Below are 26,565 nucleotides of genomic sequence, written 5' to 3'. Positions count from 1 at the left end.
GCGATTCCTTCAGGTTAAGCCGTAATCATGCGTGCGTTATATCACATCGTCGTTACTCGGATCGCCGCTGAATCTTAAATTGTCAGCGATAATTGCTGTACCGCTTTTTGCCGATGTCCATCTGACTTTATTTAATGGAGCACCCATTTTCAGGGTGAAAATCTCTATGAGCAAAACTTTTGCTGATTTTTCTTTACATGAATCTTTACAACAAGCTTTAGAAGGCTTGAACTTTACTACGCCGACTCCTGTTCAAGAACAATCGATCCCAGCGGCACTTGAAGGTAAAGACTTATTGGTATCTAGCCAAACAGGTTCTGGTAAAACTGCTGCATTTTTACTCCCAACTTTAAACGCGCTTGCTAATCAAGATACTTTCGTACCATTTAAAGAGCGTATGAAAGCAATTACTCAGCCGTCAATTTTAGTGCTTTGCCCAACACGTGAATTGGCTCAACAAGTTAGCCAAGACGCGATTGCATTTGTACGTCACATGAAAGGTGTACGTATTGCAGCAATCATGGGTGGTATGCCTTTTGGTAAGCAAATCCAACAATTAAAAGGTGCGCAAGTGGTTGTAGCGACTCCAGGTCGTTTACTTGACTTGGTGAACCGTCGTCAAATCAAACTTGATAAAGTTGATGCCTTAATTGTAGACGAAGCTGACCGTATGCTCGATTTAGGCTTCTCTGAAGACCTAGAAGCGATTAGCGATTTAGCTGCTAACCGTAAGCAAACCTTGATGTTCTCTGCAACTTTTGCCAGCCGTATTATCACACTTGCAGAACGCATGATGAATGAGCCTGTACGTATTGCGATTGAAACAGGTCACTCAACGAACATGGACATCACCCAGACTTTACACTGGACTGATGGTTTCGAGCACAAGAAAAAATTATTGTCACACTGGTTATCTGATGAAGGTGTAGATCAAGCGGTTGTATTCGCATCTACTCAAGAAGATACCGATATGTTGGCTGAAGAATTGGCTGAAGCGGGTCACTCGGTTGTTGCACTACACGGTGCAATGCCACAAACCGTTCGTAACCGTCGTTTACGCAGCATTCGCGAAGGCCGTGCAAAAATCTTGGTTGCAACAGACGTTGCAGCACGTGGTTTAGACGTACCAACTATTTCTCACGTGATTAACTTCGGTTTACCAATGAAAAATGAAGACTATGTACACCGTATTGGTCGTACAGGTCGTGCGGGTCGTACTGGTAACGCGATTACTTTGGCAACTTACCGTGAGCGCGGCAAAATCCGTGCGTTGGAAGATTTCTTAGATGCACGTTTAAGCGTTTCTGAAATTGAAGGCTTAGAGCCATCTCCACCTCCAGCACGTTCTGGTCGTGACGGTGGTCGTGGTCGTCGTGATGGCGGTCGCGGTGGTCGTGGCGGTTTTGGTGGCGGTCGTCGTTTTGAAGGCGAAAGCAACTTTAAACGTCGTGAAGGTGGTGATGATCGTCCACGTCGCAGCTTTGATGACAAACCACGTGGTGAACGTCCTGCATTTGGTGAAGATCGTCCGCGTCGCGAGTTCAACTCAGACCGTCCACGTCGTGAAGGTGGTTTCGGTGATCGTCCACAGCGTTCATTTGAAGACCGTCCACGTCGTGAATTTAATTCAGATCGTCCACGCCGCGAAGGTGGTTTTGGTGATCGTCCACAGCGTTCATTTGATGATCGTCCACGTCGTGAATTTAATTCAGATCGTCCGCGTCGCGAAGGTGGCTTCAACGATAAGCCGCGTTTTGATGCGAATGATGACAACCGTGGCAACCGCGTAGATTACAAACCACGTCGTGAAGGTAGCTTCGGTGATCGTCCAAAACGTGATTTTGGTGATCGTCCTGCACGTCGTGAAGGTGGTTTTGGTGACCGTCAACCACGTTCGTTTGATGATCGTCCTAAGCGTTCTTTTGGTGGTGAAGATCGTCCACGTCGCGAGTTCAATTCAGATCGTCCACGCCGTGAAGGTGGTTTTGATCGCCCACGTCGTAAATTTAACGACTAAGATCGCGATAGCAATTTGTATAAAGAAAAACCAGTGCTCAGCACTGGTTTTTTTATGTTAAATATTTTTGTTTTAGATAAATAAAATGTACAATAAGTCACGTTTTTAACTCTATTTGCTAATTATGAACATCAATAGCTTACGATTGCTCATGCAGACGAGAGAGGGAATGATGCCGTATATTGGTTTAGCACTCATCTTATGCAATTTAATGTATTATATTATTTCTTCTTACTTTTAAATTGTTGCTGTCCTAAAAGTGATTTAAATAACAATAATAAGACTGCTTGAACAATACGTGCACAGTTTTTAAAAATTTGCTAGATAACATTTTGCGCTTCAATCCTTTATAGTATGCGTGCTGAAAAAATGCAGGAAGACCCTCAGCTATGAATAATCCAATGCCTCAACATGAGCCGTCATTGATTGAAGTCAATGAACTGAGCTTTAAACGAGGGAAACGTGTCATTTTCGAAAATGTCAGTTTAAAGATTCGCCGTGGTCAAATTACTGCCATTATGGGACCTTCAGGTACTGGTAAAACCACGTTATTACGTTTGATTGGTGGTCAGTTGACTCCCGATCATGGTGATATTTTTCTGGATGGAAAAAATCTTGCGCAAATGTCGCGTCAGGAGTTGTTTGCTGCGCGCGCACGTATGGGCATGTTATTCCAAAGCGGTGCGTTATTTACCGATATGAGCGTATATGAAAACGTCGCGTTTCCATTGCGTGCACATACCCAGTTGCCTGAACATTTAATTGCAGAACTGGTGGCTTTAAAACTTGAAGCAGTCGGTTTGCGTGGCACAGAACAGCTCATGCCTGCAGAACTCTCAGGCGGGATGAACCGTCGCGTGGCATTGGCGCGTGCGATTGCGTTAGACCCTGAATTGATCATGTATGATGAACCATTTGCAGGGCAAGACCCGATTGTAAAAGGTGTGTTGACTCGTTTAATCCGCTCGTTGCGTGAAGCGTTGGATTTAACCACTATTATCGTCTCGCATGATGTTGGTGAAACTTTATCAATTGCCGACTACATTTATATTATCGCGGAAGGCGTGATTCAGGGCGAAGGTACACCTGCAGAATTAAAACAGCATGAATCGGCATTTGTGCGTCAGTTCTTAACAGGCGCTGCCGAAGGGCCAGTCGATTATCAATTTAGCCATCGGGCTTATTTAAGTGATGAGGTGCGTTCATGAATGCTATTGCCGCATTAGGTCAACGCGTCATTGAGCGTGTTCGTGGCATTGGTGTCGCCACCCAAATGTTGTTGCAAATTCTATTTTCCATGCCAACTCTGCTTGGGGTGAAGCTGTTCCTATACCAAATGTACCGTGTTGGCGTGATGTCATTATTGATTATTGCGATGTCGGGTTTATTTATTGGTTTGGTATTGGGCTTACAAGGCTACTCTATTTTGGTCAATATTGGTTCAGAAGCCATGTTAGGCACCATGGTGTCTTTGACTTTATTGCGTGAACTGGCACCTGTAGTGGCTGCACTGTTATTTGCAGGACGTGCAGGCTCTGCCTTAACTGCAGAAATTGGTTTGATGAAAGCCACAGAACAATTGGCCAGTATGGAAATGATTGGGGTAGACCCACTCAAGCGTATTGTGTCACCACGTTTATGGGCAGGAATTGTCAGCCTGCCAATGCTCTCCATTATTTTTGCTGCGGTTGGCATTATGGGCGGCAAAATGGTTGGGGTCGATTTTCTAGGTGTCGATGAAGGTTCTTTCTGGAGCGGTATGCAAAGCAGCGTGCAGTTCTATAAAGATATTTTTAACGGCACAATTATTAAAAGTTTTGTTTTTGCATTAATTTGTACTTGGATTGCAGTATATCAAGGCTATGCCTGTGTTCCAACATCGGAAGGCATTGCGACGTCGACCACACGAACCGTGGTGTATTCTTCATTATGTGTTTTAGGTTTTGATTTTGTGTTGACTGCGGTCATGTTCGGAGGTGTTTAATGAAATCACGTACAAGTGAGCTGGCCGTAGGTGTATTTGTCATTTTGACAGGCATTGCATTATTTTTCTTGGCCATGAAAGTCAGTGGATTGGTGGGTACCAATTTGCGCGACAGTTACAATATGACAGCAACTTTTGACAACGTGAATGGTTTAAAACCACGTGCTAAAGTCACCATGAGCGGTGTCACCATTGGTCGTGTTAATGATATTACTTTAGACCCTGTATCGCGTTTGGCTACAGTTGAATTTGAACTGGATGGCAGGTTGACCAGTTTTAATCCTGAACAACTAAAAACAGTGCAAAATTATGCGCTTGAAGAATTGCGTTACAGTGCAGAATACCAAGAGGCAAGCCCTCAGCAACAAAAAGAAATGGAACAACAACTGTTGGGTAACATGAAATCCATCACCAGTATTGATGAAGATGCTTACATAATGGTAGCAACCAATGGTCTATTGGGTGAGAAATATCTCAAAGTGGTTCCAGGTGGTGGTTTGAACTTTGTGAAGCGTGGCGAAAGTATTGCCAACACACAAGGCACCATGGATTTAGAAGATTTAATCAGTAAGTTTATTACTGGCGGTGCAGCGAAAACATCCAACGCAGCGTCAGACGCAGATAAAGATACAGCGACAGCTGAAACAACAGATGCAGAAGTGTCATTTGTTGAGTAATGAAGGAGATTGTCCGTGAAAACACTTTTAAAGCAAACTCTGGCGGTAAGTGTACTTTCAACCATGTTGGCAGGAACTGCATTTGCTGCACCTGCAGAAGCGCCACCAGCTTTTGTGAAAAAAGTTGCCGATAGCTTGATTGCACGTTTAAAAGCAGATCATGCTAAATTGCAGAACAATCCAGCATTGGTTAAAACGATTGTGCGTCAAAACCTTGATCCGTATGTAGATGCGCAAGCATTTACCCGTATTGTGATGGGTACTTATGCGACGAACCAATACAGTTCAGCAGCACAGCGCGCGCAGTTTGAGAAAAACTTCCGTGAAACCTTAATTGAGAATTATGGCACAGCGTTTGCGAAATTTAGCAACCAAAGCTACACCATGCGTCCTTATAAGGCGACCAACAGCAAGAACCCAGTGGTGACCATTGACTTCTTGCATAATGGTGAAAAAATTCCTGTGTCATTCCAGTTGGCAGACAAAGGCAGCCAATGGAAAATCCGTAACATTAACGTGTCGGGTATTGATTTAGGTTTGCAATTCCGTAACCAGTTTGCAGCGAACGTGAAGCGTAATGGCGGCAATATTGATAAAGCCATTGCAACCTTTAAGCCAGATGCAGAAGCTGCTGTTGAAAAGAAAAAATAGGTTAGGTGTGGCGTGATTGAATTATCAAATCAGGAATTATGTGTTTCTGGAAAAATAGATTTCAGTAATGCAAAGCAATATTACCAAAAAGGTCTGCAGTTGATTCGTCAGCAGCAGTTGCCTTTGGTGGTCAATTTGGCGCAGCTAGAACACGGGAGTACTTTAGCTTTGGCCGTTTTGGTGCAATGGTTGCGTCAGACGCCTGAAGCCAAGGGCTTACAGTTTAAAGCGGTTCCTGAAAAAATGATGAAGATCATTCAAGCCTGTCATTTGCAAGATGATTTGCAGCTAATCGTCTAAAACTGAAAAAACCATCAAAAAAGCACCTTCTTGTAAGGTGCTTTTTTATTGCGTTTAGTTTCCCGCTTTATTCAAGTGAGGTAGGCTTGCAAAGCTCTCTAACCCGCTGCTAAAAGGAGAAGAAAGATTGCAAACCTTTCTAACCCGCTTCTAAAAGGAGAGAAAAGATTGCAAACCTCTCCTAAACCTAAAAAGAGAGGGAATAAAAGGCATCAAATCCATTTTTTCCATCTAAAGTAAATTAATGGGCCAATAAAGAAGCCAATTAAAATAATACTGACCACTATAAAACTGGTGGTGCCTTTGGCAAAAGGTAACACGTCGGTGTTCATGCCATAAACACTGGCAACTAGCATCGGTGGCGCTAACATACTCGGCAAAATCGAGAATCGACGAATCGTGTCGTTCTGTTCGGTGTTAATGAAGCCTGAAGTGGTATCGAGCAAGAAGCGCACTTTTTGGAATAAGAAGGCATCGTGTTCGACCAGTGAGCGTACATCTTCACTGAGTTCTCGAATGTCGGCATCGTAAATATGACTACCCAACGCACGCGGACGTGCCAAAAAGGTCAGGACACGACGTAAATCAATCAAACACAATTGCGCTTTTCCAAGCATGTCTTCTAATTGTGCCAGTCGGGTAATCATGTCATCGAGGTCTAAAATTTGCTCACGATGACGGTTATTCAGAACTTCTGTGGAATACTTTTCCAAGTCCTTGTGGATATCTTCTAAGATATCCGCAAGTTCGTCCAGTTTGGCTTCAAGCAAGCCTAAAAGCACCCAAGTCGGGTCTTTATAATCAATTTCGTAGTCGTTACGTCGTGCCCGTGCCCGAAATGCCCGAAATGCCACTAATTTTTCACCGCGTAGGGTAAACAGGTGTTCTTTATGTAAGATAAAGGCAACGGTTTGCACTGTGGCTAAAATACTGGAATTGTCTTCAGTTTCACCATCGACTTGATAGTTTTTATTTTTAGTTAAAAAATAGGTACTAATGTGTAAAATACCGTCATCATCACGGTAGAATCGCGCTGAAGATGAAATATCTTCCAAAGATTTTAAGGTTGGTAAATTTTGTGAGTATGCGTCTAGTACCCATTGCTGTTCTTCTTGTGAAGGGGCAATCAGGTCAATCCAGACCAGATCTGGATGCAAATCAAAACCACCGTTAATGGTGGCATCTTCCAGACTACCGCGCTCTGTGGCATAAAAGGCTTCAAGCATTCGTCTTTTCTCCTTGCGCAGTATGGGTTTTGTGGATGGGTGTATTTTAGACAAGGATCTTACTAAATACACTGCTCAGAATGCTATTTTATTTAAAAATCTCCCTGAAGTTTAATTTTATGGCATGACAGCCAGATAACATGGTGAAAAAATGATGTCGTCAATTGCTATTTTCTGTGGTTCTGCCCCAGGAAAAGATTCAGTTTTTGTTGAAAATGCACGAAAAGTGGGTGAAACATTGGCTGCACAAGGCAAAACTTTAATTTATGGCGGTGGACGCTCAGGCTTAATGGGTGTGGTGGCAGATAGTACTTTGGCCGCAGGTGGGCGTGCAATTGGTGTCATGCCTGAAAGTTTGGCAGAGCATGAATTGGCGCATCCGCATTTGACCGAATTACACATCGTAGAAAACATGCATGCCCGCAAAATAAAAATGTCAGAATTAGCCGAGGGCTTTATTGCTTTGCCGGGTGGTTCTGGAACTTTAGAAGAAATTTTTGAGCAATGGACGTGGGCACAATTAGGAATTCACTCAAAACCCTGTGCCTTTTTTAATGTAGCTGGCTTTTATGATGATTTGCTGAAGTTTTTAAGACAGACCTCTGAAAAAGGTTTTACTCAGCCACGTTTTTGTGAGGCATTGATTGTATCGAATTGTATTGACAATATTTTGCAGCAATTTGAACAATACCGTGTTCCTGAAATGAAATGGGAAGTGCCTGAGCTAGAGTGGGTGCAGCAGGAACTGGCGAAATAAAATGGCTGAGATCAACAACATCATTACCGTTGCAGCTGCAATTATTTTAAATGTCAAACAGCAGTTATTGGTGGTGCGTAAACAGCATACCGCGTGTTTTATGCAGGTCGGTGGCAAATTAGAACCCAATGAAGCGCCTGAAACGACCATGTTGCGAGAAATTGCCGAAGAAATTGGCTGTCAGGCGCAAATTCAACAATTTATTGGACGCTATGAAACAGCAACAGCCAATGAACCTGACTGTCGTTTGGTCAGTTATGTGTATTGGGTGCAGCTAGATCAGGCACCAAAAATTGCTGCTGAAATTGCCGAAATGAAGTGGGTAGATTTGGATGATCAAGATACTTTGTTGGCACCGCTGACCCGTGAAGTGGTGATGCCGTGGTTAAAACAATATTTACAACAAAATTAAGAGCAGTTGATCATTCTTCTATATTTTAAGTTCAACTTTTTAATGCGTTGAGCATATTCAACCGAATAGTTTTTTTATTCAGCACTGGCCAGACAAACCGCCTCGACTTTTTGACAGCCGAGCTTGAGCAACTGCTGTTTGAGTGCATGAATTGAACTGCCCGTCGTGACCACATCATCCACAATTAAAACCCGACGAAAACGGATTTTAGGCGCATTCTGAATTTGAAATTGCTGTTGGATGTCTTCCAATCGTTCTAAGCGACTTAAGCCTTTTTGCGCGTGCTGTTGTAAGCGGGTCACAGGTTGCCAAATCGGGACATTTAAATGCCGCGCTAGTCCTTTTGCTAACAATAAAGATTGATTGTAGCCGCGTTCAGTCAAGCGGGCAGTGGAAATTGGCATCGGTACAATGGCTTGGATTTTAGGATAAGACAGTTGTTTTAGCGCGCCTACTAAAAGCAGTTGGTAATGTAACTGCTGTTCATATTTAAATTGTTGAATGATGCGATTAATTGGATAGTGATAATCAAAAGTGACTTGAATCTGCATTTCTTGTCGTTGTACCGCTTGGCTACGCCACGGCAATTGTTGCCAACAGGTTTGACAGACCGAATGTTGCCATTGCGTGTCGCTATGGCAGAGCTGACACGGTTGCAGTTGGCACAGCCATTGTATGCCGCATTGTAGTAGATTGATCGGCTGAGTCATCTTAGGACTGCAATCCGTTTAAACATAGGCATAACGTGGTGCCTCAGGCAGCCAGCGTTTTAGCAAAGCTTCGGCATGTGTAGGATAATCGTTTAAAATTTGCTGTGCCACATGATGCGCCTGTGCCAACAAATGATCATCCCGTTCTAATTTAGCCACCCGAAAGCCCATATCTCCCGTTTGTTTGGTTCCCAAGAGTTCACCTGGGCCGCGCAGTTCTAAATCTTTTTCTGCAATCACAAAACCATCGTTGGTTTCCCGCATAATCCGCAAGCGTTCTTGTCCATTTTGCGAAAGTGGATTTTTATACAACAGGGCACAAAAACTGGCTTTGGCACCCCGTCCGACTCGTCCACGTAGCTGATGTAGCTGTGAAAGTCCTAAACGCTCGGCATTTTCGATCACCATAATTGAAGCATTCGGTACATCGACCCCGACCTCAATTACTGTGGTGGCAATCAGCAACTGTAATTGATTGTCTTTAAATTGCTGCATGACGGCTTGTTTTTCATCGGCTTTCATTTTGCCGTGTACCAGCCCAATATTCAGTTCAGGAAAGCGTTCTTTAATTTCAGCAAAAGTCGCCTCGGCAGCTTGCGCATCTAAGGTTTCCGACTGTTCCACCAAGGTACAGACCCAATAGGCTTGTTTGCCTTCGGCACAATTGCTGGCAATGCGTTGTAAGACTTCTTCACGCCGATCTAGCGGAATAGTCACCGTTTGAATAGGTGTACGTCCTGGCGGTAGTTCATCAATCACCGAAGTGTCCAAATCGCCATAGGCGGACATGGCTAAAGTTCGCGGAATAGGCGTTGCAGTCATCACCAATTGATGCGGTGTAGTGTGATTGGCACCTTTATTGCGCAAAGCCAGACGTTGATCGACCCCAAAACGGTGTTGTTCATCAATAATCACCAAACCTAATTTGGCAAATTGCACATTGTCCTGAAATAACGCATGTGTCCCAACCACCAAATTGGCGCTACCATCTTGAATGCTCAGTTCAGCCGCTGCGCGTGCTTTGCCTTTTTGTTTGCCAGACAACCATGCCACTGTTAAGCCCAATGGTTCAAACCATTTTTGAAAGTTCAGATAATGTTGTTCTGCCAAAATTTCAGTGGGTGCCATCAGCGCGACTTGCCAACCTTCTTCTAGCGCATGACACGCTGCGACTGCAGCGACCAGCGTTTTACCTGCACCTACATCACCTTGTACCAAGCGCAGCATGGGTTTATTACGCTGCAAATCCTGCATGACTTCTTGCGAAACCCGTTGCTGTGCGCCTGTCATTTGAAATGGCATGTTGCCGAGTAACGCAGGCGCTAGTTTTTGACTTGGGGAAAAGGCAGGTGAGGCAATTTGCTGAATATAAGCCCGTCGGGTCAGTAAACTGACTTGATGCGCCACCAATTCTTCAAAAATCAGGCGTTGCTGTGCAGGGTGAGAGCCTTGTGCCAATTGCAGCATATTGGCATTTAAAGGTGGATGATGAATATAATCCAACGCCTGTTTGAGTGCATAGCCATTGGTCATTTTTTCAGGCAGGAGTTCAGGCAAATCATCACTATGCTGTGTCAAGGCCTGTTTGACGTATTCACGTAATTTGGCTTGGGTCAGCCCATCGGTGCTTGGGTAAATGGCAGTCAGTTGGGTTTTAGGCAGTGGGGTATGTTCAGTAATCAGTTGTAATTCGGGGTGATACATTTCCAGACCACGCGCCCCAACCCGTACTTCGCCAAATACTCTTAAACGATTGCCGAGTTTGGCACGATCTGTAATACCTTTATAAATATGATAAAAACGTAAGGTGATTTTTCCAAATTCATCTTCTAAATTGACCGCCATCGACTTGCGTTTACCCGGTGGAAAATCGACCCCTTTAACCACACCTTCGAGTAAATAGCTGCGCCCCACGTTTAATTGGTTCATGGGAATGATCGTGCTACGATCTTCATAGTCACGCGGTAGATGAAACAGCAAGTCATCTGTGGTGAAAATATTTAGTTTTTCGAGTAATGCAGCAGAGGCAGAGCCTACCCCTTGCAACTGATGGACTGCAGCCATGTCCCCTCAACTTCAAATGCTATGATTAGGTGCTGAATGCATATTCTATTTATTGGTTATGGTAAAACATCGCAGCGTGTTGCAAAACAACTATTTACGCTCGGTCATCAAATTACCACAATTAGCCGCAGTCCGAAAACAGATCCTGATATGACGCATCTGCTTCAAGATATTCAACAGCTCGATTTATCACAGACTCAACCTGTTGATGCCGTTTATGTATTACTTGCACCATCTCGGAATACGGTTTTGAGTTCTGTAGAAGCGTATCAACAGACTTATGTAGATTCTGTGCAGCCGATTGTCGCTGCATTAAAAGATCATCCTGTAAAGCGAATTATTGTGGTGTCATCTACACGGGTTTATGGCGAAAACGCAGGTGAATGTATTGATGATGATACTGTGCCTAAGCCGAATGATGTACAAGGGCAGTTGTTGTTGCAGATGGAACACTTGTGGCAACAGGCTTATCCTGAACAATGTGTGATCGTACGTCCTTCGGGTATTTATGGCACTTCGACTGCACGCATGCTCAAACTTGCGGAAAGCACACAAAGTTACCCAAATATACATTGGTCAAACCGAATTCATATTGATGATTTGGCAAGTTTTTTGGCACATTTGCTTCACGTGGAACATCCTGAACCAGTTTATATTTGCAGCAATAACCAAGCTCAGCCTTTGCATGAAATGATTTTAAAGATTCAGCGTGAATTCAATTTACCTGAGTTGGTGTTGGAAAGTGAGAGAGAAACAGGGAAGCGGATTTTTGCTACGCGCATGGAGAAAACAGGATTTCAGCGCAAACATGAGGATTATTTTGATCATCTAAGAATTACGCAAAGTGATTCACCTGAAATCGGAGAATAAAAGTTCTCTTGCTAGGAAAGGGCTAGCGAGAGGTGATTTTTAAAATCTCAAATATTGAGCTTTTATTCACCCTCATCCCCAACTTTCTGCCTGAGCCATTTATGGCGTAAGAGAAGAAGCTTAAAAATTACTTCTTCTTACGTTTCAAGCGTTTTTTTGCTTGTTGTGCAGCAAGTGCTTCTAACGCCTCACGCAATTCTTCATCGCTAAAGGTGGTGATGTGTTGCAGCATCTGTAAAGTCACATCATCCAACACCAAATTGGCGTATTGTGCGACGTTTTTAAAGTTATCATCAAACACAATCGCATTGTCACTGTTGGTGCTGATATAACCTTGCTGAGTTAAGACTTTAATAAAGCTTTGGAACAAGGCTTTGTCAAAGAATTCAGGTGAGTTGAATTCATACAGCACCGACAAACGCTGACCGACCAAATGGCTGAGTTCTTCGACCTGACGTGCCGAAATATTGCCTGAGCCGCGTTGTGTAATCAGCGCCAGTGTCATGTAATAACGCTCTAAACTCTGCATTACAGGTGCAGCCAATACTACCAATTGGTTATGGTCTTCACTATTTGGTGCAGGTGAAATTAAGTTGCCTTCCGCATCTTCAGAAATCAATTTGGCCTGAATTAACGCTTCTACATAGGCACAAATCCGTTCTTTGAGTTCCTGATCTTGCCATTTCAAGAACAACTCAGCTTTCAGGAACGGATATAAAGTACGAATGACGTTGATTAAATCACCACGACGAATCGAACCATTATGTTTCACCAATGCTGCAATTAAAGATGGTAAGACAAAGGCATGCAAAATATTGTTGCGGAAGTAGGTGAGTAACACCGCCTGATGGTCTTCAATCGCGATAATATCGCCCAAAACGTGCTGCACTCGTTTAATCAGTTTGAGTTTTAAGCCGTAGGCAATAATTTCTTTACCTGATAATGGTGTGACTTGAGTGCGCTCATCATAAGGCAGGGCAGTGAGCAGATTACGGTAAGTGTCTAACTGCTTCACACAAATTTCTTCATCCAAGGTATGTTTTGGTGTTGCCAGTAAAATCAGCGATAACAAAGATACCGGGTTAATTACCGCAGCACGGTTAATGTTTTCCAAAATCGCATGTGCCGAAGTATTCACTGCATCTGACACTTGTGGTGGAATAGGATCATCATTTTTTTCAATGCTGATGTGTTCGGCATCGTGTTGTTTTAGAACATCATCTAAAAACACAGGTTCGCCAAAATTGACATGCACCTTGCCAAAAATCCGTTCAATCTTGCGAATGGTTTTTAAAATGCCCATTAGCGATTCAGATTCTTTTGGCTTGCCTTGCATTTCACCGACATAGGTTGAACCTTCCATCAGGCGTTCATAACCAATATAAGTTGGCACAAAAGCAATCGGTTTAGCACGACCACGCAAATGACTGTGAATGGTCATGGCGAGCATGCCTGTTTTTGGTGGCAACAAGCGGCCTGTACGTGAACGTCCACCTTCAATAAAGTATTCAAGCGGCGTGTTACGCGACAAAATACTGAATAAATATTCTTTAAAGACGGTTGTGTATAAGCCGTTGCCACGGAAAGTACGACGGATAAAAAACGCACCGCCACCACGAAGCAATTGACCTACAAATGGCATATTCAGGTTATCGCCCGCAGCAATGTACGGCACCATCATGCCGCGTTTGTAAATCACATAAGACAGCAATAAATAGTCGATATGACTGCGGTGACATGGGGTATAGATAATTTCATAGTCTTTGGCCAGTTCGCGCACGGTACTAAAATTATGCACTTCCACGCCATCGTACAATTGTGTCCATAAGCGGGTCAGTGCCATATCGGCAAAGCGTACCGCTGCATGAGAGTAGTCCGACACGATTTCATTTAAATAACCAATCGCACGACGCTCGGCTTCAATCACGCTAATTTTACTGCGTAAACTTTCACGACGAATGGCATCTTGCACATCGGGAGATTTAATCAGACTGAGCATGACATTGCGGCGGTCAGACAAGTCTGGGCCAAGTACGACTTCACGTTGTCCATCTAAGTAATTATTTAGAGTGTTAACAATAAAGGTCGCAGGCGACAGGTTCGGATGCTCAGTTTTGGCATGTTCAATTAAAGCGCGTAATGATTGTGGCTCGTGAAATTCCAAATAAGACTGACGACCATGCACCCCAATATTCATTAACTGCTTGACTGTGCCAGGCGTTGCCCACGTATCGGTAAACAGTAGTTTAAACCACGAATCCTCTTTGTCTGGAGAACGTCCCCACAACACGGTCACAGGTACCAATTCAATATCAAGTTCTGGGTGTTGTTCTAATTGTTCAATTAAACGTAACAAGCGTGGCGGAAAAGCATAAGGTGGTAGATTGAGTAGGTTGTTCTCATCGTGATGCTGTAAAAACAGAATCGAGGCTTTTTCTTTATGTGAACCCATCACCAATGGATCAAGCGCAGGCGTGAGTTTTAAGCGACGTGTTTCGCCATCGACCACCAAGGCATTGCTGCGTGAGTGATTTTGCAATACGTAGCAAGTTATCTTGGTGCGAGTGGCATTTGAGTCTACACTTTGCGCATCCTTGACAGGGACTTCACCCAAAACATGCGGTGTCACCACAAGGTCAAGCAGCTTACCAGAAAGCTGACGATACATTTGACCAAAACCACGCTTGGACATATTCACTCCTACTTCATCACCTAAGTCCCTAGCCAGTAGGGAATTTATTTTGCGTCATTGTATCTAATAATCGCGCTGCATTTTTAGATAATTTGCATGAATATTGTTAGATTTTATCGTTGAAAATCGTATTTTTAGCAAAATTGATCGGCTAAGTTGTGACACAGCGGTCAGTCTTTGATGGGTAAAAGATGCAGAATCTATGGCAAAATAGCAGGCTTAAAATAGTCAGTTTATTTTGACGATTTATTTTTTCATCGACTTCGATCCCGCATCCCCAATTTCCGCCATACATAGGTTAGTTATGAACGCACTCACACAAGAGCTGGTTGAACTTCTTTGTTTAGAAAAGTTAGAAGAAAATATCTACCGAGGTATCAGTCGTAACTTGGTGGGTAAACGTGTTTTTGGTGGACAGGTTTTGGGACAGGCTTTACGTGCTGCATCTTATACCACTGATCGTCCTGCGCACTCATTGCATGCCTATTTCTTGTTTGGTGGCGATGTCAACGCACCTATTATTTATGAAGTTGACCGTTTGCGTGATGGTAAAAGTTTTTCTAGCCGTCAAGTACGTGCCATTCAGCATGGGCGTACCATTTTTACTGCGATGGTGTCCTTTGCGCCGTTGGAAGACGGTCTGAATTATCAAATTTCAGAGCCAAACTATCCTGCAGCAGAAGCTTTAAAAAACGAAGCGGAACTCAAACAGCATATTGTCGAGTTTGTACCTGAAAATGTGCGTGCCAGTTTTATGCGTGATCGCTTGGTGGAGATTCGCCCGATTAATCCGAGCAATCCATTTTTACCGCAGCCTGAAGAACCTGCTTATGCACACTACATTCGTACCCATGACAGCATTTCACCAGAGGTGGATGAAGTGTCTTTGCATCAGGCAATTGCGGCATTTTATTCAGACTTCACGTTAATGACCACAGCACTGCGTCCGCATGGTTTGAGCTATTTATCACCAAGTTTGCAGTGTGCCAGTATTGACCATGCCATGTATTTCCATAAACCGTTCCGTGTGGATGACTGGATGCTGTACGACATGGAAGCCACCATTAGCACTAGTTCGCGTGGTTTGAACTTTGGGCGCATGTGGCAAAATGGTGAATTGGTGTGTAGCACCAGTCAGGAAGGCTTGATTCGTTTACGTGAAATCGAAACGCAATAAAATATAGCCTTTAAAATCTACATTCATCAGCCGACATTCATGTCGGCTTTTTTACATCCTGAAGCACGATCTGAACCTAATCAAAGTGCGCTAGAAAAATAATACTCGATTCAATTTCAGCCACATGGCATAGTCCACACATCACATTAAAAAACTCAATTGCGTATGAGCCTCAATACACAAATTCTAATTGCCGCAATTTTGGGTGTGGTGTTTGGTTTTATTCTGAATCTATTTCCAGACAGCACATTTTTTAGCGCCAGTTTGTATGGCATTGGTTTAATGAGCAGTATTTTTATTGGTTTACTGAAAATGCTGCTGATCCCACTAATTTTTAGCTCAATTGTGGTCGGTGTGTCGAACTTACAGGCTATAGGGCAATTGAGTCGAGTCTGGAAAATTACGTTGGCGTGTTGTGTCACCACCACGACTTTGGCTTTAATTTTAGGTTTGGCGTGTGCGCATTTATTTGCAGTGGGTAAAGGCGTAGATATTGTGATGTTTCAAGATGCTATGGCGCAGCATCAAAGCCCAGACACGCTTACGCCGTCTTCGTTTTTTACCAATTTCATTCAAAACACCTTAATCAATCCGTTTAAAGCTTTTGCCGAGGGTAATGTTTTGGCAGTGGTGATATTTGCCTTATTGGTGGGTGTGGCGCTGGTCAAAGGCGGGGAGCACTTTAAAACGGTACGTAAACTAAGTCAGCAATTTTTTGAAATTATGATGTTGATGATTGGCTGGGTAATGAAACTGGCACCTTTGGGGATTTTTGCTTTATTGGCTAAGTTGGTTGCAACCGAAGATATTTCAGTCCTGAGTCGTTTGGCAGAGTTTGCTGCAGTGGTCACGGGCACCACGATTTTTCATGGTGTGGTGGTCTTGCCTTTGCTGTTGTGGATATTTGGCAAAATGGATCCGATCACCTTTTTTAAAGGCACACGTGCTGCCTTAATTACGGCTTTTGCCACCAGTTCCAGTTCTGCCACTATGCCACTTTCGATGAAATGTGCGCAGGAAAATTTAGGTGTGCGTCCGCAAACTGCAGGCTTTGTGATCCCGTTAGGTACACAACTGAATATGGATGGAACGGCATTGTATGAAGCTGCAGCGGCTTTGTTTGTTGCCAATTTAATGGGGCTGGATTTAAGTTTAGGACAGCAATTAATTGTCTGTGCCACAGCCATGATCGCTTCTTTGGGCGCGCCTGGTATTCCAAGCGCAGGTATGGTGACGATGATTATGGTATTACAATCGGTGGGCTTGCCTGCAGAAGCGATTGCGATTTTATTGCCGATCGACCGTTTGTTGGATACTGTGCGTACTGTGGTCAATGTGCAGGGCGATATGATGATTAGTGTGGTGGTCGATCGGCATACTCGTGATGACCCTGCACTGCATTCCTGATAATGGGTTTAAAATCGAATCAAGTTTTCAGCATCATCCTGTTTTATTGTGCTATGTAAAGACATGAGCCAAAGCAGATTAATCCCAACATGGGCTGTAGGCCACTTCCCAAATATGACCATCTAAGTCCTGAAAATAACCTGCATAACCGCCGTAAAAGGTGCTCTGTGCAGGTTTTAAAATTTTCGCACCTGCATTTTTTGCTTGTTTCAATACCTGATCGACCTCGAGTGGGCTATGTACATTATGTCCTAAAGTGATTTGTGCAGCACTGCTGGCTGTACCTGTTAAGCCTGTATCTTGTTGTAAACTTTGTTTAGACCATAAAGTCAGTTTTAAGCCTGCTTGCAGTTCAAAAAAGACCACCGCACCTGGTTCAAATTCCTGTCCAATAATGCCTTCAGTTACAAGTCCTAAGCCGTCGCGGTAAAAGTCGAGTGCACGTTGTAAATCTTCTACCGCTAAGGTAATCACTGAAATGTGTGCTTGCATGTTTGATCTCCTTATCGCATGTAATTGTTTAATGTCTAATTGTTATGATCTTGACAGTAGGGCATTTCTGGCTGCGTTGTAAAGTGCAACTTTGGTGGTGAGAGAGATTGTGATTACGGCGTAAAACTGAAAGTGGACATACAAATAAAAAGTCCTATTCGAGATTGAACGAATAGGACTTTATGTTATCGACCAATAGTCAGTAATTTAACGGACTATTTGGTTTTGGTATCAGATGTGGCTGGATCGTCTATATCTAAAGATTCAGGCTGATCAACATCAACATCAACATCAACATCAACATCAACATCATCGCCAGTCGCTTCTGGAATGCTGTCTAAATCAAATTGATGCGCTTGTTCTAAGGTGAAGTTCAAACGACCGCCCATCACACTCGCAAGCTCTTCCAAACCTTGTTTGTTGAGTGATGAAAATAATTGAATCGAGAAATCTAGTTTCATCTTTTTCAACTGCTGTTTGACTTCAAGCAATACTTTATTGGCAGGGCCGCGGTTGAGTTTGTCCGATTTGGTGAGCAATACATGCACGAACAATTTACGTGAATATGCCCACTCCAGCATCATCACATCAAAGTGCTGTAAGGGATGGCGAATATCCATCAGTAACACCAAGCCTTGTAAACTTTTACGATGAATCAAATAATTTTCGAGTTCTTTTTGCCACACAATTTTCATGGCTTCAGGTACGGCTGCATAACCATAACCGGGTAAATCGACCAAACGCTGTTCGGGGTTGCCCAAACTAAAGAAGTTGATCATTTGAGTACGACCCGGTTTTTTAGAAGCACGTGCCAATTGTTTTTGATTGGTTAAAGCATTAATTGCACTGGACTTACCTGCGTTGGAGCGTCCTGCAAAAGCCACTTCGTAGCCAGTATCTTCTACACATAAATTCAGTTTAGGCGCACTCATTAAAAACTCGGCTTTACGCAGCCAGTTTAAGGCGCGAACAGAGTATTCAGTAATGGCAGGGTCTACTTTTTTCTCGTAGCTAATTTTCTGCCGTGGCTGTGCTGCTGCCTTACTGTTTTTCGATTTTCCTCTGCTATGGTGCATAACTTAACTTCAATTCATGGTCTACAAACAGGCATTATAAAGCAAGTCATACAGGCAAGCGACCTTTGCGCCCTGAATGCCCGAAAAAAGCAACATCTAGGATGATATTGCTTTGACCGTTTAAGTTACTTTAAAGATGAATCAGCGGGATTGGAGATTGTGTACTGAACTGTAAATTGGGTACAGGCTGTAGCACTTCACCCAAGCTGTATTGATCTAAGCTTTGATAAAACTGTTCCATTGCCTGATTGAGAATGCCTTTTAGTCCACATTGCGCACGCAGCACGCAGGGCGGGGTATTACACTCTACAATTTGATTTTCACCTTGCAGGATTCTCACCACATGACCTAAACGCAAAGGCAATGCTTCAGGATGCAAGCGAATCCCGCCACCTTTACCACGAGTGGTAATTAGCCATCCTTGCTTACCCATAAAGTGAACGATTTTTACCAGATGGTTCTGGGAAACATGCAAATCCTGTGCAATTTCCGCAATGGTATAGGGTACATCTCGAGGACGCGAGATATACATTAAAATACGCAGCGCATAGTCGGTGAATTTATTTAATTGCATGATCGCACAGATGTTTTTTTAAATACAAATAAATTAAGGCTAGTCTAGCATAACTAGACTAGCCTTACCTATTAGCTTTTAACGCTTTAGATTAGTGGCGAACACCACCTGTACCAAACGCTTCGCTATGGATTTGCTCATCTTTGATGCCACGCGCAAGTAAAGCTTTGCGCTGTTCTGCCATGAATGGCATTGGACCACATAAGTAGTAATCTGCATCGGCTGGTAACAGCGCTGCATCTACAGTGCTGAGGTCTAAACGACCAGCAACATCGTAATCTTGACCCAGTACATCACCTTCGTTCGGGAACTCATACGCAGTCAACGTATGAATACGTGGACATTTCGCAGTTAAGTCTTGAAGATGCTGTTTCATCGCATGCACTTGTTTGCTACGACATGCGTGAATGAATGTCACAGGTTGTGGTACATCTAAAGTCACTAATTGATTCAACATCGCAATCATTGGTGTTAAGCCTACGCCACCACTAATGAAGACATTACGTTTGTTGCTGTCGATGAGGAAGAAGTTACCTGTTGGTGCAGATACTTCAACTTCAGAACCTTCTGGTAATTGGTGCAATACGTTCGATACCCAACCTGCAACTTTATCTGCACCATTGCCTGGCTCACGTTTTACAGAAATGCGTAAGTAATCTTGTTGTGGGCTAGTCGATAGTGTGTATTGACGTGGTTGCTTCAAGCCAAGTTCAGGAACAAATACACGTACTGAAATATATTGACCTGCTTCGTATTTTGGTAAATCGCCGCCATCTACTGGCTCAAAGTAGATTGAAGTGATTTCGTCACTTTCTACAACTTTCTTGGCAATTTTGAAATTACGCCAGCCTAACCAGCTGCCTTTAGTTTGTTCGTGTTGTTCGTAGATTGCACGTTCAGCATTAATAAACACTTCTGCTAACTGACCATAAGCAGCTGCCCATGCATCAATTAGAGGATCTTCCATTGAAATATTTAATACTTCGCTAATAGAGTGAAGTAGGTTTTCGCCCACAATATTATAGTCAGGTGCTTGAATGTTTAAGCTCACGTGTTTGTGGGCAATCAATTCAATCACAGGCGCAAGCACAGAAGGATCTTCAATGTTTTCAGCATAAGCCAATACAGCACCTGCAAGCGCTTGAGCCTGCGCACCACTACGTTGGTGACCCATGTTAAAGGTTTCTTTTAGATCAGGATTATTCCCCAACATGCGGTTATAGAAATAACCAGTCAGTGCGACACCATTTTCACGGAGTACAGGAACAGTTGCTTTTACAAGGTCAATTTGCTGTGGAGTCATGTTCGATCTCTCATGGCTGTTATTTATAAGATGTATTCAAAATACATCTTATAAATAAGGATTGCAAACATTTTTTTGTGAAACCTTAAAAAAAATATGGATTATAAAAATATCCCATTATTTTTAAAGTTTTTATGGGGTTTGTAGATGTGACAGCGAGAGGTTTGTAAGTGTTCATTTAGGTTTTGGATGGTGCATCCATGAATGAAATCTATACAAACCTCATCGTTTATAACATGCTATTTCTTACCAAATAATGACCCTAACAAACCTCGTACAATTTTCTGCCCTGTAGAACCGCCTAAGCTGCGTGCTGCGCTTTTGGCAAAGGTACCCACAATATCCTGAGTCAGTTTTTCACGCTGTTTGGCAGCGCGTTCTGCTTCTTTTTGCTGTTCGCGGGCTAGACGTTCTTGCTCGCGCGCTTGTTGTTTGGCCAGTGCCTCGGCCTCTTTAGCCTCTTGCTTGGCGCGAGCTTCAGCTTCTTTGGCTTCAATTTTAGCTTGTTCTGCTGCTGCCGTTTGTTGCTGACGTTGTTCAACTTTTTGTTGCAGCATTTCATAAGCACTTTCACGATCTAGCTGCTGCTCATAAACACCTGCAATAACACTTTGGCTGATACAGGCTTGACGTTCTTCTGTGCTAATTGGGCTAAACGATGAGTAGGGTGGCATTACCCAAGCACGTTCTACAATTTGTGGTGTGCCTTGTTCATCTAAGCAACTAATTAAGGCTTCACCTACCGCAAGTTCGGTAATGGCTTGTTCAACTTTAAAGTCTGGGTTGGCACGGAATGTATCTGCGGCAGTTTTTACTGCTTTTTGGTCTTTGGGTGTAAAAGCACGTAAGGCATGCTGAACACGGTTACCCAATTGTCCCAATACGCTTTCAGGCAAGTCCAGCGGGTTTTGGGTCACAAAATAAATCCCCACGCCTTTAGAGCGAATTAAGCGTACCACTTGTTCAATTTTTTCTTGTAGCGCGCTGCTGGCATTGTCAAATAACAAGTGTGCTTCATCAAAAAAGAACACCAGTTTTGGCTTGTCCATATCGCCCACTTCAGGCAATTGTTCAAACAGTTCTGATAACATCCATAATAAAAAGGTGGCGTACAGTTTTGGCGTGTTCATGAGTTTGTCTGCAGCCAAAACATTAATATTGCCGCGTCCCTGACTGTCAGTTTGAATAAAATCCAAAATATCCAAACTTGGTTCACCAAAGAATTTATCACCGCCCTGATCGGCTAAAGCCAGTAAATTACGCTGAATCGCACCCAAACTGGCCGGAGAAAGATTGCCATACTCGGCTTTAAATTCACTGGCATGCTCGCTGACATAGGTCAGCATGGCTTTTAAGTCCTTAAAATCAATCAGCAATAAGCCCTGATCATCGGCAATACGGAATACCGCAGACAACACGCCTTCTTGGGTATCATTCAAGTTCAGCATTTGCGCCAATAATAACGGGCCAATTTCAGAAATGGTGGTACGAATTGGATGACCCTGTTCGGCAAATAAATCCCAAAACACCACAGGAGATGCTGCAAACGGAATGCTTTCGATACCTAAGCTCTGAATACGTGCATCGAACTTTGGACTGATGCTACCTGCTTTGGCTAGACTGGAAACATCGCCTTTGGCATCGGCCAGAAAGACTGGGACACCAATGCGGGAAAAACTTTCTGCCAGTACCTTTAATGTTACGGTCTTGCCGGTACCTGTTGCCCCAGCAATCAGGCCATGACGGTTGGCAAGCTGAGAATGCAGCACGATATCCTGTGTGGTATCGGCGGTTTTTTTAGCAATAACGATTGGTGTATTCATTGACTTGAAAACCTCTATATAAATTTTTGTCTTTTGGAATACTTAAATTTCCCTTATGCACGGATTCGTGATTTAAGCCTCTTTTTTGGTTTATTGTGTTACATGTTAAGGTATTTTTACTTTATTGTTGAAATTGTATCCATTTTTTTTGTAATATTCACCATTCATTTTATTTTTAATAACATTATGAAAAATAAAATTTTAATTTAATAGCTTTTATTAAATAGTTTGAAAACGGTTAGAGGGTATAAATGAAACTTAACAAACAATTATTAGCAATGTTAGTGGGAACATCTGTATTTTTAACGGCATGTGGTGGTGATTCAGATAGCTCAATATCTACAAAGCCTACTGATCCAGTTCCACCAGAACAGCCAGACGAAACGCTTACTACTATTCAAGATGTTGCAACTGTAGTAAGTGAAAAGGCAAATATTGCAGTTTTTGGTGCAGTGAATCCTAAATATTTTACAGAGACAGCATTAACATCAGGTCGGACTGTTTTATTGTTAGATGATAATGTGACAAAAGCAGCTGGATTTGCTTCACAGGTTGATTTAACTGCTTCATCGGCACAGAATCAAGCGAAAGTGAGATCCGTTGTATTAAATCAAAATTTAGATGAATTTAGTAAATTCTATTTAGCTGCATTTACTGATGCTCTTATCCAGCAAAATGCAAAAGTCAATATTTTAACTAATCGTGTATCTACGAATGCTCAAGGTGAAGTGGTTAATGTAATCTTGGATATTGATTTTTCTAATGCCAATGAACTGACTAAAGTTCGTGATCTGTTGTTATCTGTATTAAATTCAAATTCATCTGTTACTACTCCTGTAGCCGTACAAGCAAGTGATAAAAAATTACGTCTCAATCTATCTTTTTGGCTTGCAAACCAATTAGGTTATATTTGGGGAAATACTTACGTAGCGAGTAATAGTGATCAAGTTAACCAAGTATATGGTGATTTGAATATTGCTAGTGCTTTAAGTAGCAATGCGGTTATTGAGGTGGCTACAGTAAAAGAAACTTTTACTCAAACAACACAATCTGCAAATGCGGTTGACATTTTATGGAATATTGATTCTTCAGGTTCAATGTCTGAAGAACAGCGTAACTTGGCTAATGGTGCTGCACAGTTCTTTAAATCATTGAATCAAGCAGGTGTAGATTATCGTTTAGCAGTGAATACGCAGGATGCGTACGCATGTAAGTCGCTTAGAACTTTAAAAGATAAAACGACTAATTTTATTGATAGAAATACACCTGATGCAGAGCAAGAGTGGGCAACCTTGGCTCAACCTGGAACTTATGGTTCAGCTACTGAAACAGGTTTTTACTGCGTTCGTGAAGCAGATTTGACTGGTTTTGACCGTCCAAACGTGAAGAATTTAGTGGTGTTTGTTTCAGATGAGCCTGAAAATGAAACATATTGGCAGTCCAGCCCAGTATATAGTAACTATACACGACGAGATTTTAATGATTATAAAAATTATTTCTTGTCTACAAACACTACCTACTTTTCGATTGTAGGTACATCTGATCATATTCGTCCAACTTTTGCAGATCCTACAATTTCTTGGAGTACACCAGGATTCGAATGTAATGGTCAAGGTGGATCAGCAGAGGGCGGTGGTCATTTTAAAGAGATTGCACGGTTGACTGGTGGGGCTTCTGCTTCAATTTGTGCGGATGCCACAAGCTGGAATGTAGTATTTGATGACATTATTCGTGTAGCAACCGGTCTTGCAAGTCAGTTTAGTTTAAAACAGGTACCAGTACCTTCAACTGTTAAAGTGACAGTAAATGGTCAAAATGTTGCGCGTGATACAACACATCGACAAGGCTTTGATCTAGTTTATAGTAATTCTGGCGTAAGTTTAGTGTTCTATGGAACAGCTTTACCAAAAGCAGGTGAGACTGTTTCAGTAAGCTATGATTACTTTAAGTAAAGCGAAACAATAATGTAAAAAATTGGGCAAATTGCCCAATTTTTTATGTCGATATTTAAGCTAAGACTTTTAAAGCTTGTTGAATATCCTGAATCAGATCTTCCGGATGTTCCAGACCAATACAGAAACGAACCAGAAAACCCTCCTTCAAATGTGAATGTTCAAGCACACGCATTTCTTTTAAGTTATATAGCATGACCAGACTGACAGGACCACCCCAGCTAAAGCCAAGCTTAAACAGTTTTAAGCTGTCACAGAAATTGCGAATATCTTGCAACTTGTAGTTATTGTCAAAAATCACGCTGACCAAACCTGCGCTGTGTCCATCGCGGCAAATTTCTTTCCAATACGCATGCCCCGCAGATGTGGCATCGGCAGGGTGCAACACCTGAGCAAATTGTGGTTGTAGTTTCAGCCAGTTGAGTAATTCAATTGTGCTTTTTGCTTGGTGCTCATAACGTAGTTGCATCGAAGCCAAACTGCGTTGTACTTGCGCGACATCATCCCCCGATACGCAAATACCTTGAATGGCATGCATACGAAACAGTTGATGATGTAAGTGTTGATCACGGGTCACGACAGACCCCATTAAAATGTCACCACCACCACTTGGGTATTTGGTCAGGGCATGCACGGTCATATCGACACTTAAATGTTCATTGCCAAAATCAAAAGCATTAAAGGCAAGACCTGCACCCCAGGTATTGTCCAGTGCAGTCAGAATGTTATGGGCTTGGGCTTTTTTTACCAGACCAATTAAGTCCGGAAACTCCAGTGTCACCGAACCAGCCGCTTCGAGCCATAACAGTTTGGCTTTATCGCTTGGGCTAAAGCTTTCTACCTCCAACGGGTTATAGACCTTGACGGCAATGCCATAACGCTGCTGCAGATTACGCAGATGCTCCATATTCGGACCATAAATATTGTCCGGAACCCAGACCTCATCACCCTGGCTTAACAAGCAGGAATTGACCAGATTAATCGCAGAGAGGCCGCTCGGCGCCAGCAGGTGATACAGACCGCCTTCGATCTGCGCGATGTGATCACCTAACGTAAAGGTCGTCGGTGTGCCATGTGTGCCATAGCTATAATCATAAGCATCAGTCCAGTGTCGATTAAACAGTGCATCTGTGTTTTCAAAGATAATGGTCGATGCACGAAATAGGGGAGGCTGTACCGTTTGAATATATTGTGGGGCACGTCTTGGTGCATGAATTAAAGCAGTTTGAGCATTTTTCTTCACAGGTTCACTCAGAAAATAAGCAAATATTGAGTTTAGCTTAAGAGAAATACTGGCTTTAGGCTATAAAAAGCTGCACTACAAGACATGCCTTGAACTTGGCGCTATTTTTGCAGAAGCTGAAGTATAGAAAATACAAAGGATGATCCAGATGAAAGCACCACTAAGCGTGCATTATTTTCAGCATAGTGCAGGTGAAGGTTTTGGAAGTTGCTATGACTATTTAAAGCAGATGGGGGTGCATATCACTGCAACCGAATTTTTTGCTTTACCGCCTGAGCAAAATATTGAAATTGAAGCCTTACCCAAAGTTGAAGATATTGACCTGTTAATTGTGATGGGCGGTGCCATGAGTGTAAATGATGAAGTACATTACCCATGGTTAAAAACAGAAAAACGCTGGATTAGGCGTTATTTGGCGATGGGTAAACCTGCAATCGGTTTGTGTTTAGGTGGGCAGATGATTGCCAATGCGTTGGGTGCAGCAGTGAGTCCTAATCCTGAACAGGAGCGCGGTTGGCATCCTGTCTATAAAGTCGAAAATATACCAGAAAGCTGTTTCCAAATGCCTGATCAAATCTCAGTGATGCAGTGGCATGGCGAAACTTTTGAATTACCTAAGGGCGCGGTAAGACTTGCCAGTAATGCCGCTTGCACCAATCAACTGTATCAAATTGGGAAAAACGTACTAGGATTTCAGTTCCATCCAGAAATTACCCCACGGGCTTTGCAGTTGTTTTTGGACAATGCTGAAATGAAACCTGCATTTTCAGGCATGTATGTACAACCCGCGCATGAATTAAAACAGATGTCTGCAGCACAATTTCAGGCAGGCAACCAATTAATGAATCGTGCAATAGATTATGTTTTAGCACAAAGCAAACTTAGGGAATAAAGTCATGGATTGTGGAGTGAACACAAAAAATGAAAGTTAGTCATGGTGAGGATGATTTGCGCTGTCAAGGTAGAGGAAATGGTCAAAAAGCAGATTACCTACATTTACACTCAATAATTGGATAGGAATGCTGCTTAACTCATATATAAAGTGCTAATCGTATATTTTAAAAAGAGAAATCGGCAGAGCGTGAAAAATAAAGCAATAAAGCCAAAAAGAGATTTGCTTATGCATTAAACAATCGTTATAATGGGCGACCCTTTATG

At 42.7% G+C, this 26,565-nt stretch carries 23 protein-coding genes; 13 read left to right on the top strand and 10 right to left on the bottom strand.

Going from position 1 to position 26,565, the window contains the following annotated elements:
- Positions 1-166 precede the first annotated feature (166 nt).
- The 6 genes from FTT78_RS08035 (at position 167) to FTT78_RS08010 (ending at position 5,629) form a co-directional block, all read left to right on the top strand.
- Positions 167-2,017, top strand: a complete 1,851-nt coding sequence (locus FTT78_RS08035) for a DEAD/DEAH box helicase (RefSeq protein WP_070153378.1) — start codon at positions 167-169, stop codon at positions 2,015-2,017.
- A gap of 389 nt (positions 2,018-2,406) precedes the next feature.
- Positions 2,407-3,225 (top strand): ABC transporter ATP-binding protein, encoded by an 819-nt coding sequence (locus FTT78_RS08030; protein WP_004974642.1) that lies wholly within the window; start codon positions 2,407-2,409, stop codon positions 3,223-3,225.
- Positions 3,222-4,001: a lipid asymmetry maintenance ABC transporter permease subunit MlaE gene (gene mlaE, locus FTT78_RS08025; protein ID WP_180044031.1), complete on the top strand. Its 780-nt coding sequence runs from the start codon at positions 3,222-3,224 to the stop codon at positions 3,999-4,001. Before FTT78_RS08030 ends, mlaE begins: the two co-directional genes overlap by 4 nt.
- Positions 4,001-4,678 (top strand): outer membrane lipid asymmetry maintenance protein MlaD, encoded by a 678-nt coding sequence (locus FTT78_RS08020; protein ID WP_004974648.1) that lies wholly within the window; start codon positions 4,001-4,003, stop codon positions 4,676-4,678. Before mlaE ends, FTT78_RS08020 begins: the two co-directional genes overlap by 1 nt.
- A gap of 15 nt (positions 4,679-4,693) precedes the next feature.
- Complete coding sequence (locus tag FTT78_RS08015; protein WP_004974651.1) at positions 4,694-5,329, top strand: phospholipid-binding protein MlaC; 636 nt, start codon at positions 4,694-4,696, stop codon at positions 5,327-5,329.
- A 12-nt stretch (positions 5,330-5,341) separates the two neighbouring features.
- A complete protein-coding gene (locus FTT78_RS08010; protein WP_179995920.1) occupies positions 5,342-5,629 on the top strand; it encodes an STAS domain-containing protein in 288 nt (95 codons plus the stop codon).
- Between the two features lie 212 nt (positions 5,630-5,841).
- On the opposite strand, the gene FTT78_RS08005 is transcribed toward FTT78_RS08010, so the two are convergent.
- Positions 5,842-6,855: a CorA family divalent cation transporter gene (locus FTT78_RS08005; protein WP_096901036.1), complete on the bottom strand. Its 1,014-nt coding sequence runs from the start codon at positions 6,853-6,855 to the stop codon at positions 5,842-5,844.
- A gap of 154 nt (positions 6,856-7,009) precedes the next feature.
- On the opposite strand from FTT78_RS08005, the gene FTT78_RS08000 reads away from it, so the two are divergent.
- Both FTT78_RS08000 and FTT78_RS07995 read left to right on the top strand, forming a co-directional pair.
- Positions 7,010-7,612 (top strand): TIGR00730 family Rossman fold protein, encoded by a 603-nt coding sequence (locus FTT78_RS08000; RefSeq protein WP_026438479.1) that lies wholly within the window; start codon positions 7,010-7,012, stop codon positions 7,610-7,612.
- A gap of 1 nt (position 7,613) precedes the next feature.
- Positions 7,614-8,024: an NUDIX domain-containing protein gene (locus FTT78_RS07995; protein ID WP_004974664.1), complete on the top strand. Its 411-nt coding sequence runs from the start codon at positions 7,614-7,616 to the stop codon at positions 8,022-8,024.
- Positions 8,025-8,098: 74 nt separating this feature from the next.
- On the opposite strand, the gene FTT78_RS07990 is transcribed toward FTT78_RS07995, so the two are convergent.
- Both FTT78_RS07990 and recG read right to left on the bottom strand, forming a co-directional pair.
- Complete coding sequence (locus tag FTT78_RS07990; RefSeq protein WP_154320297.1) at positions 8,099-8,734, bottom strand: ComF family protein; 636 nt, start codon at positions 8,732-8,734, stop codon at positions 8,099-8,101.
- 18 nt (positions 8,735-8,752) lie between these two features.
- Complete coding sequence (gene recG, locus FTT78_RS07985) at positions 8,753-10,798, bottom strand: ATP-dependent DNA helicase RecG (protein ID WP_180044029.1); 2,046 nt, start codon at positions 10,796-10,798, stop codon at positions 8,753-8,755.
- A gap of 36 nt (positions 10,799-10,834) precedes the next feature.
- On the opposite strand from recG, the gene FTT78_RS07980 reads away from it, so the two are divergent.
- A complete protein-coding gene (locus tag FTT78_RS07980; RefSeq protein WP_154320298.1) occupies positions 10,835-11,668 on the top strand; it encodes an NAD-dependent epimerase/dehydratase family protein in 834 nt (277 codons plus the stop codon).
- Positions 11,669-11,795: 127 nt separating this feature from the next.
- On the opposite strand, the gene plsB is transcribed toward FTT78_RS07980, so the two are convergent.
- Positions 11,796-14,360, bottom strand: coding sequence for a glycerol-3-phosphate 1-O-acyltransferase PlsB (plsB, locus tag FTT78_RS07975; RefSeq protein WP_180044027.1), 2,565 nt, complete (start codon positions 14,358-14,360; stop codon positions 11,796-11,798).
- A gap of 304 nt (positions 14,361-14,664) precedes the next feature.
- On the opposite strand from plsB, the gene FTT78_RS07970 reads away from it, so the two are divergent.
- Positions 14,665-15,537 carry an acyl-CoA thioesterase II gene (locus FTT78_RS07970; protein WP_154320299.1) on the top strand — a complete coding sequence of 291 codons (873 nt, stop codon included), beginning with the start codon at positions 14,665-14,667 and terminating at the stop codon, positions 15,535-15,537.
- Positions 15,538-15,702: 165 nt separating this feature from the next.
- Complete coding sequence (locus FTT78_RS07965; RefSeq protein WP_180044025.1) at positions 15,703-16,944, top strand: dicarboxylate/amino acid:cation symporter; 1,242 nt, start codon at positions 15,703-15,705, stop codon at positions 16,942-16,944.
- A gap of 78 nt (positions 16,945-17,022) precedes the next feature.
- Here FTT78_RS07965 and FTT78_RS07960 read toward each other — a convergent pair whose 3' ends face one another.
- The 5 genes from FTT78_RS07960 to FTT78_RS07940 form a co-directional block, all read right to left on the bottom strand.
- A complete protein-coding gene (locus FTT78_RS07960) occupies positions 17,023-17,436 on the bottom strand; it encodes a VOC family protein (RefSeq protein ID WP_004974684.1) in 414 nt (137 codons plus the stop codon).
- Between the two features lie 215 nt (positions 17,437-17,651).
- On the bottom strand, positions 17,652-18,512 hold the full coding sequence (gene yihA, locus FTT78_RS07955) for a ribosome biogenesis GTP-binding protein YihA/YsxC (protein WP_179993942.1): 861 nt from the start codon (positions 18,510-18,512) through the stop codon (positions 17,652-17,654).
- A gap of 130 nt (positions 18,513-18,642) precedes the next feature.
- Complete coding sequence (locus tag FTT78_RS07950; RefSeq protein WP_004974689.1) at positions 18,643-19,086, bottom strand: Rrf2 family transcriptional regulator; 444 nt, start codon at positions 19,084-19,086, stop codon at positions 18,643-18,645.
- 91 nt (positions 19,087-19,177) lie between these two features.
- Entirely contained in the window at positions 19,178-20,389 is a 1,212-nt protein-coding gene (gene hmpA, locus FTT78_RS07945; protein ID WP_004974691.1) for an NO-inducible flavohemoprotein, read from the bottom strand.
- Positions 20,390-20,628: 239 nt separating this feature from the next.
- A complete protein-coding gene (locus tag FTT78_RS07940; RefSeq protein WP_131260589.1) occupies positions 20,629-22,212 on the bottom strand; it encodes a helicase HerA-like domain-containing protein in 1,584 nt (527 codons plus the stop codon).
- Positions 22,213-22,463: 251 nt separating this feature from the next.
- On the opposite strand from FTT78_RS07940, the gene FTT78_RS13465 reads away from it, so the two are divergent.
- The gene (locus FTT78_RS13465; RefSeq protein ID WP_225543809.1) at positions 22,464-24,164 is read left to right on the top strand and encodes a vWA domain-containing protein; all 1,701 of its coding nucleotides are present in this window, start codon (positions 22,464-22,466) and stop codon (positions 24,162-24,164) included.
- 55 nt (positions 24,165-24,219) lie between these two features.
- On the opposite strand, the gene FTT78_RS07930 is transcribed toward FTT78_RS13465, so the two are convergent.
- The gene (locus FTT78_RS07930) at positions 24,220-25,407 is read right to left on the bottom strand and encodes a PLP-dependent transferase (protein WP_179988904.1); all 1,188 of its coding nucleotides are present in this window, start codon (positions 25,405-25,407) and stop codon (positions 24,220-24,222) included.
- Positions 25,408-25,555: 148 nt separating this feature from the next.
- Here FTT78_RS07930 and FTT78_RS07925 point away from each other — a divergent pair, with 148 nt between their 5' ends.
- Entirely contained in the window at positions 25,556-26,299 is a 744-nt protein-coding gene (locus FTT78_RS07925) for a type 1 glutamine amidotransferase (protein ID WP_180044023.1), read from the top strand.
- Positions 26,300-26,565 lie beyond the last annotated feature (266 nt).

This window comes from Acinetobacter sp. YH01011, assembly GCF_013420785.1.
Lineage (GTDB): Bacteria > Pseudomonadota > Gammaproteobacteria > Pseudomonadales > Moraxellaceae > Acinetobacter > Acinetobacter towneri.
The sequence above is the reverse complement of the archived record's forward strand: the minus strand, read 5'-3'. Positions and strand labels throughout refer to the sequence as shown.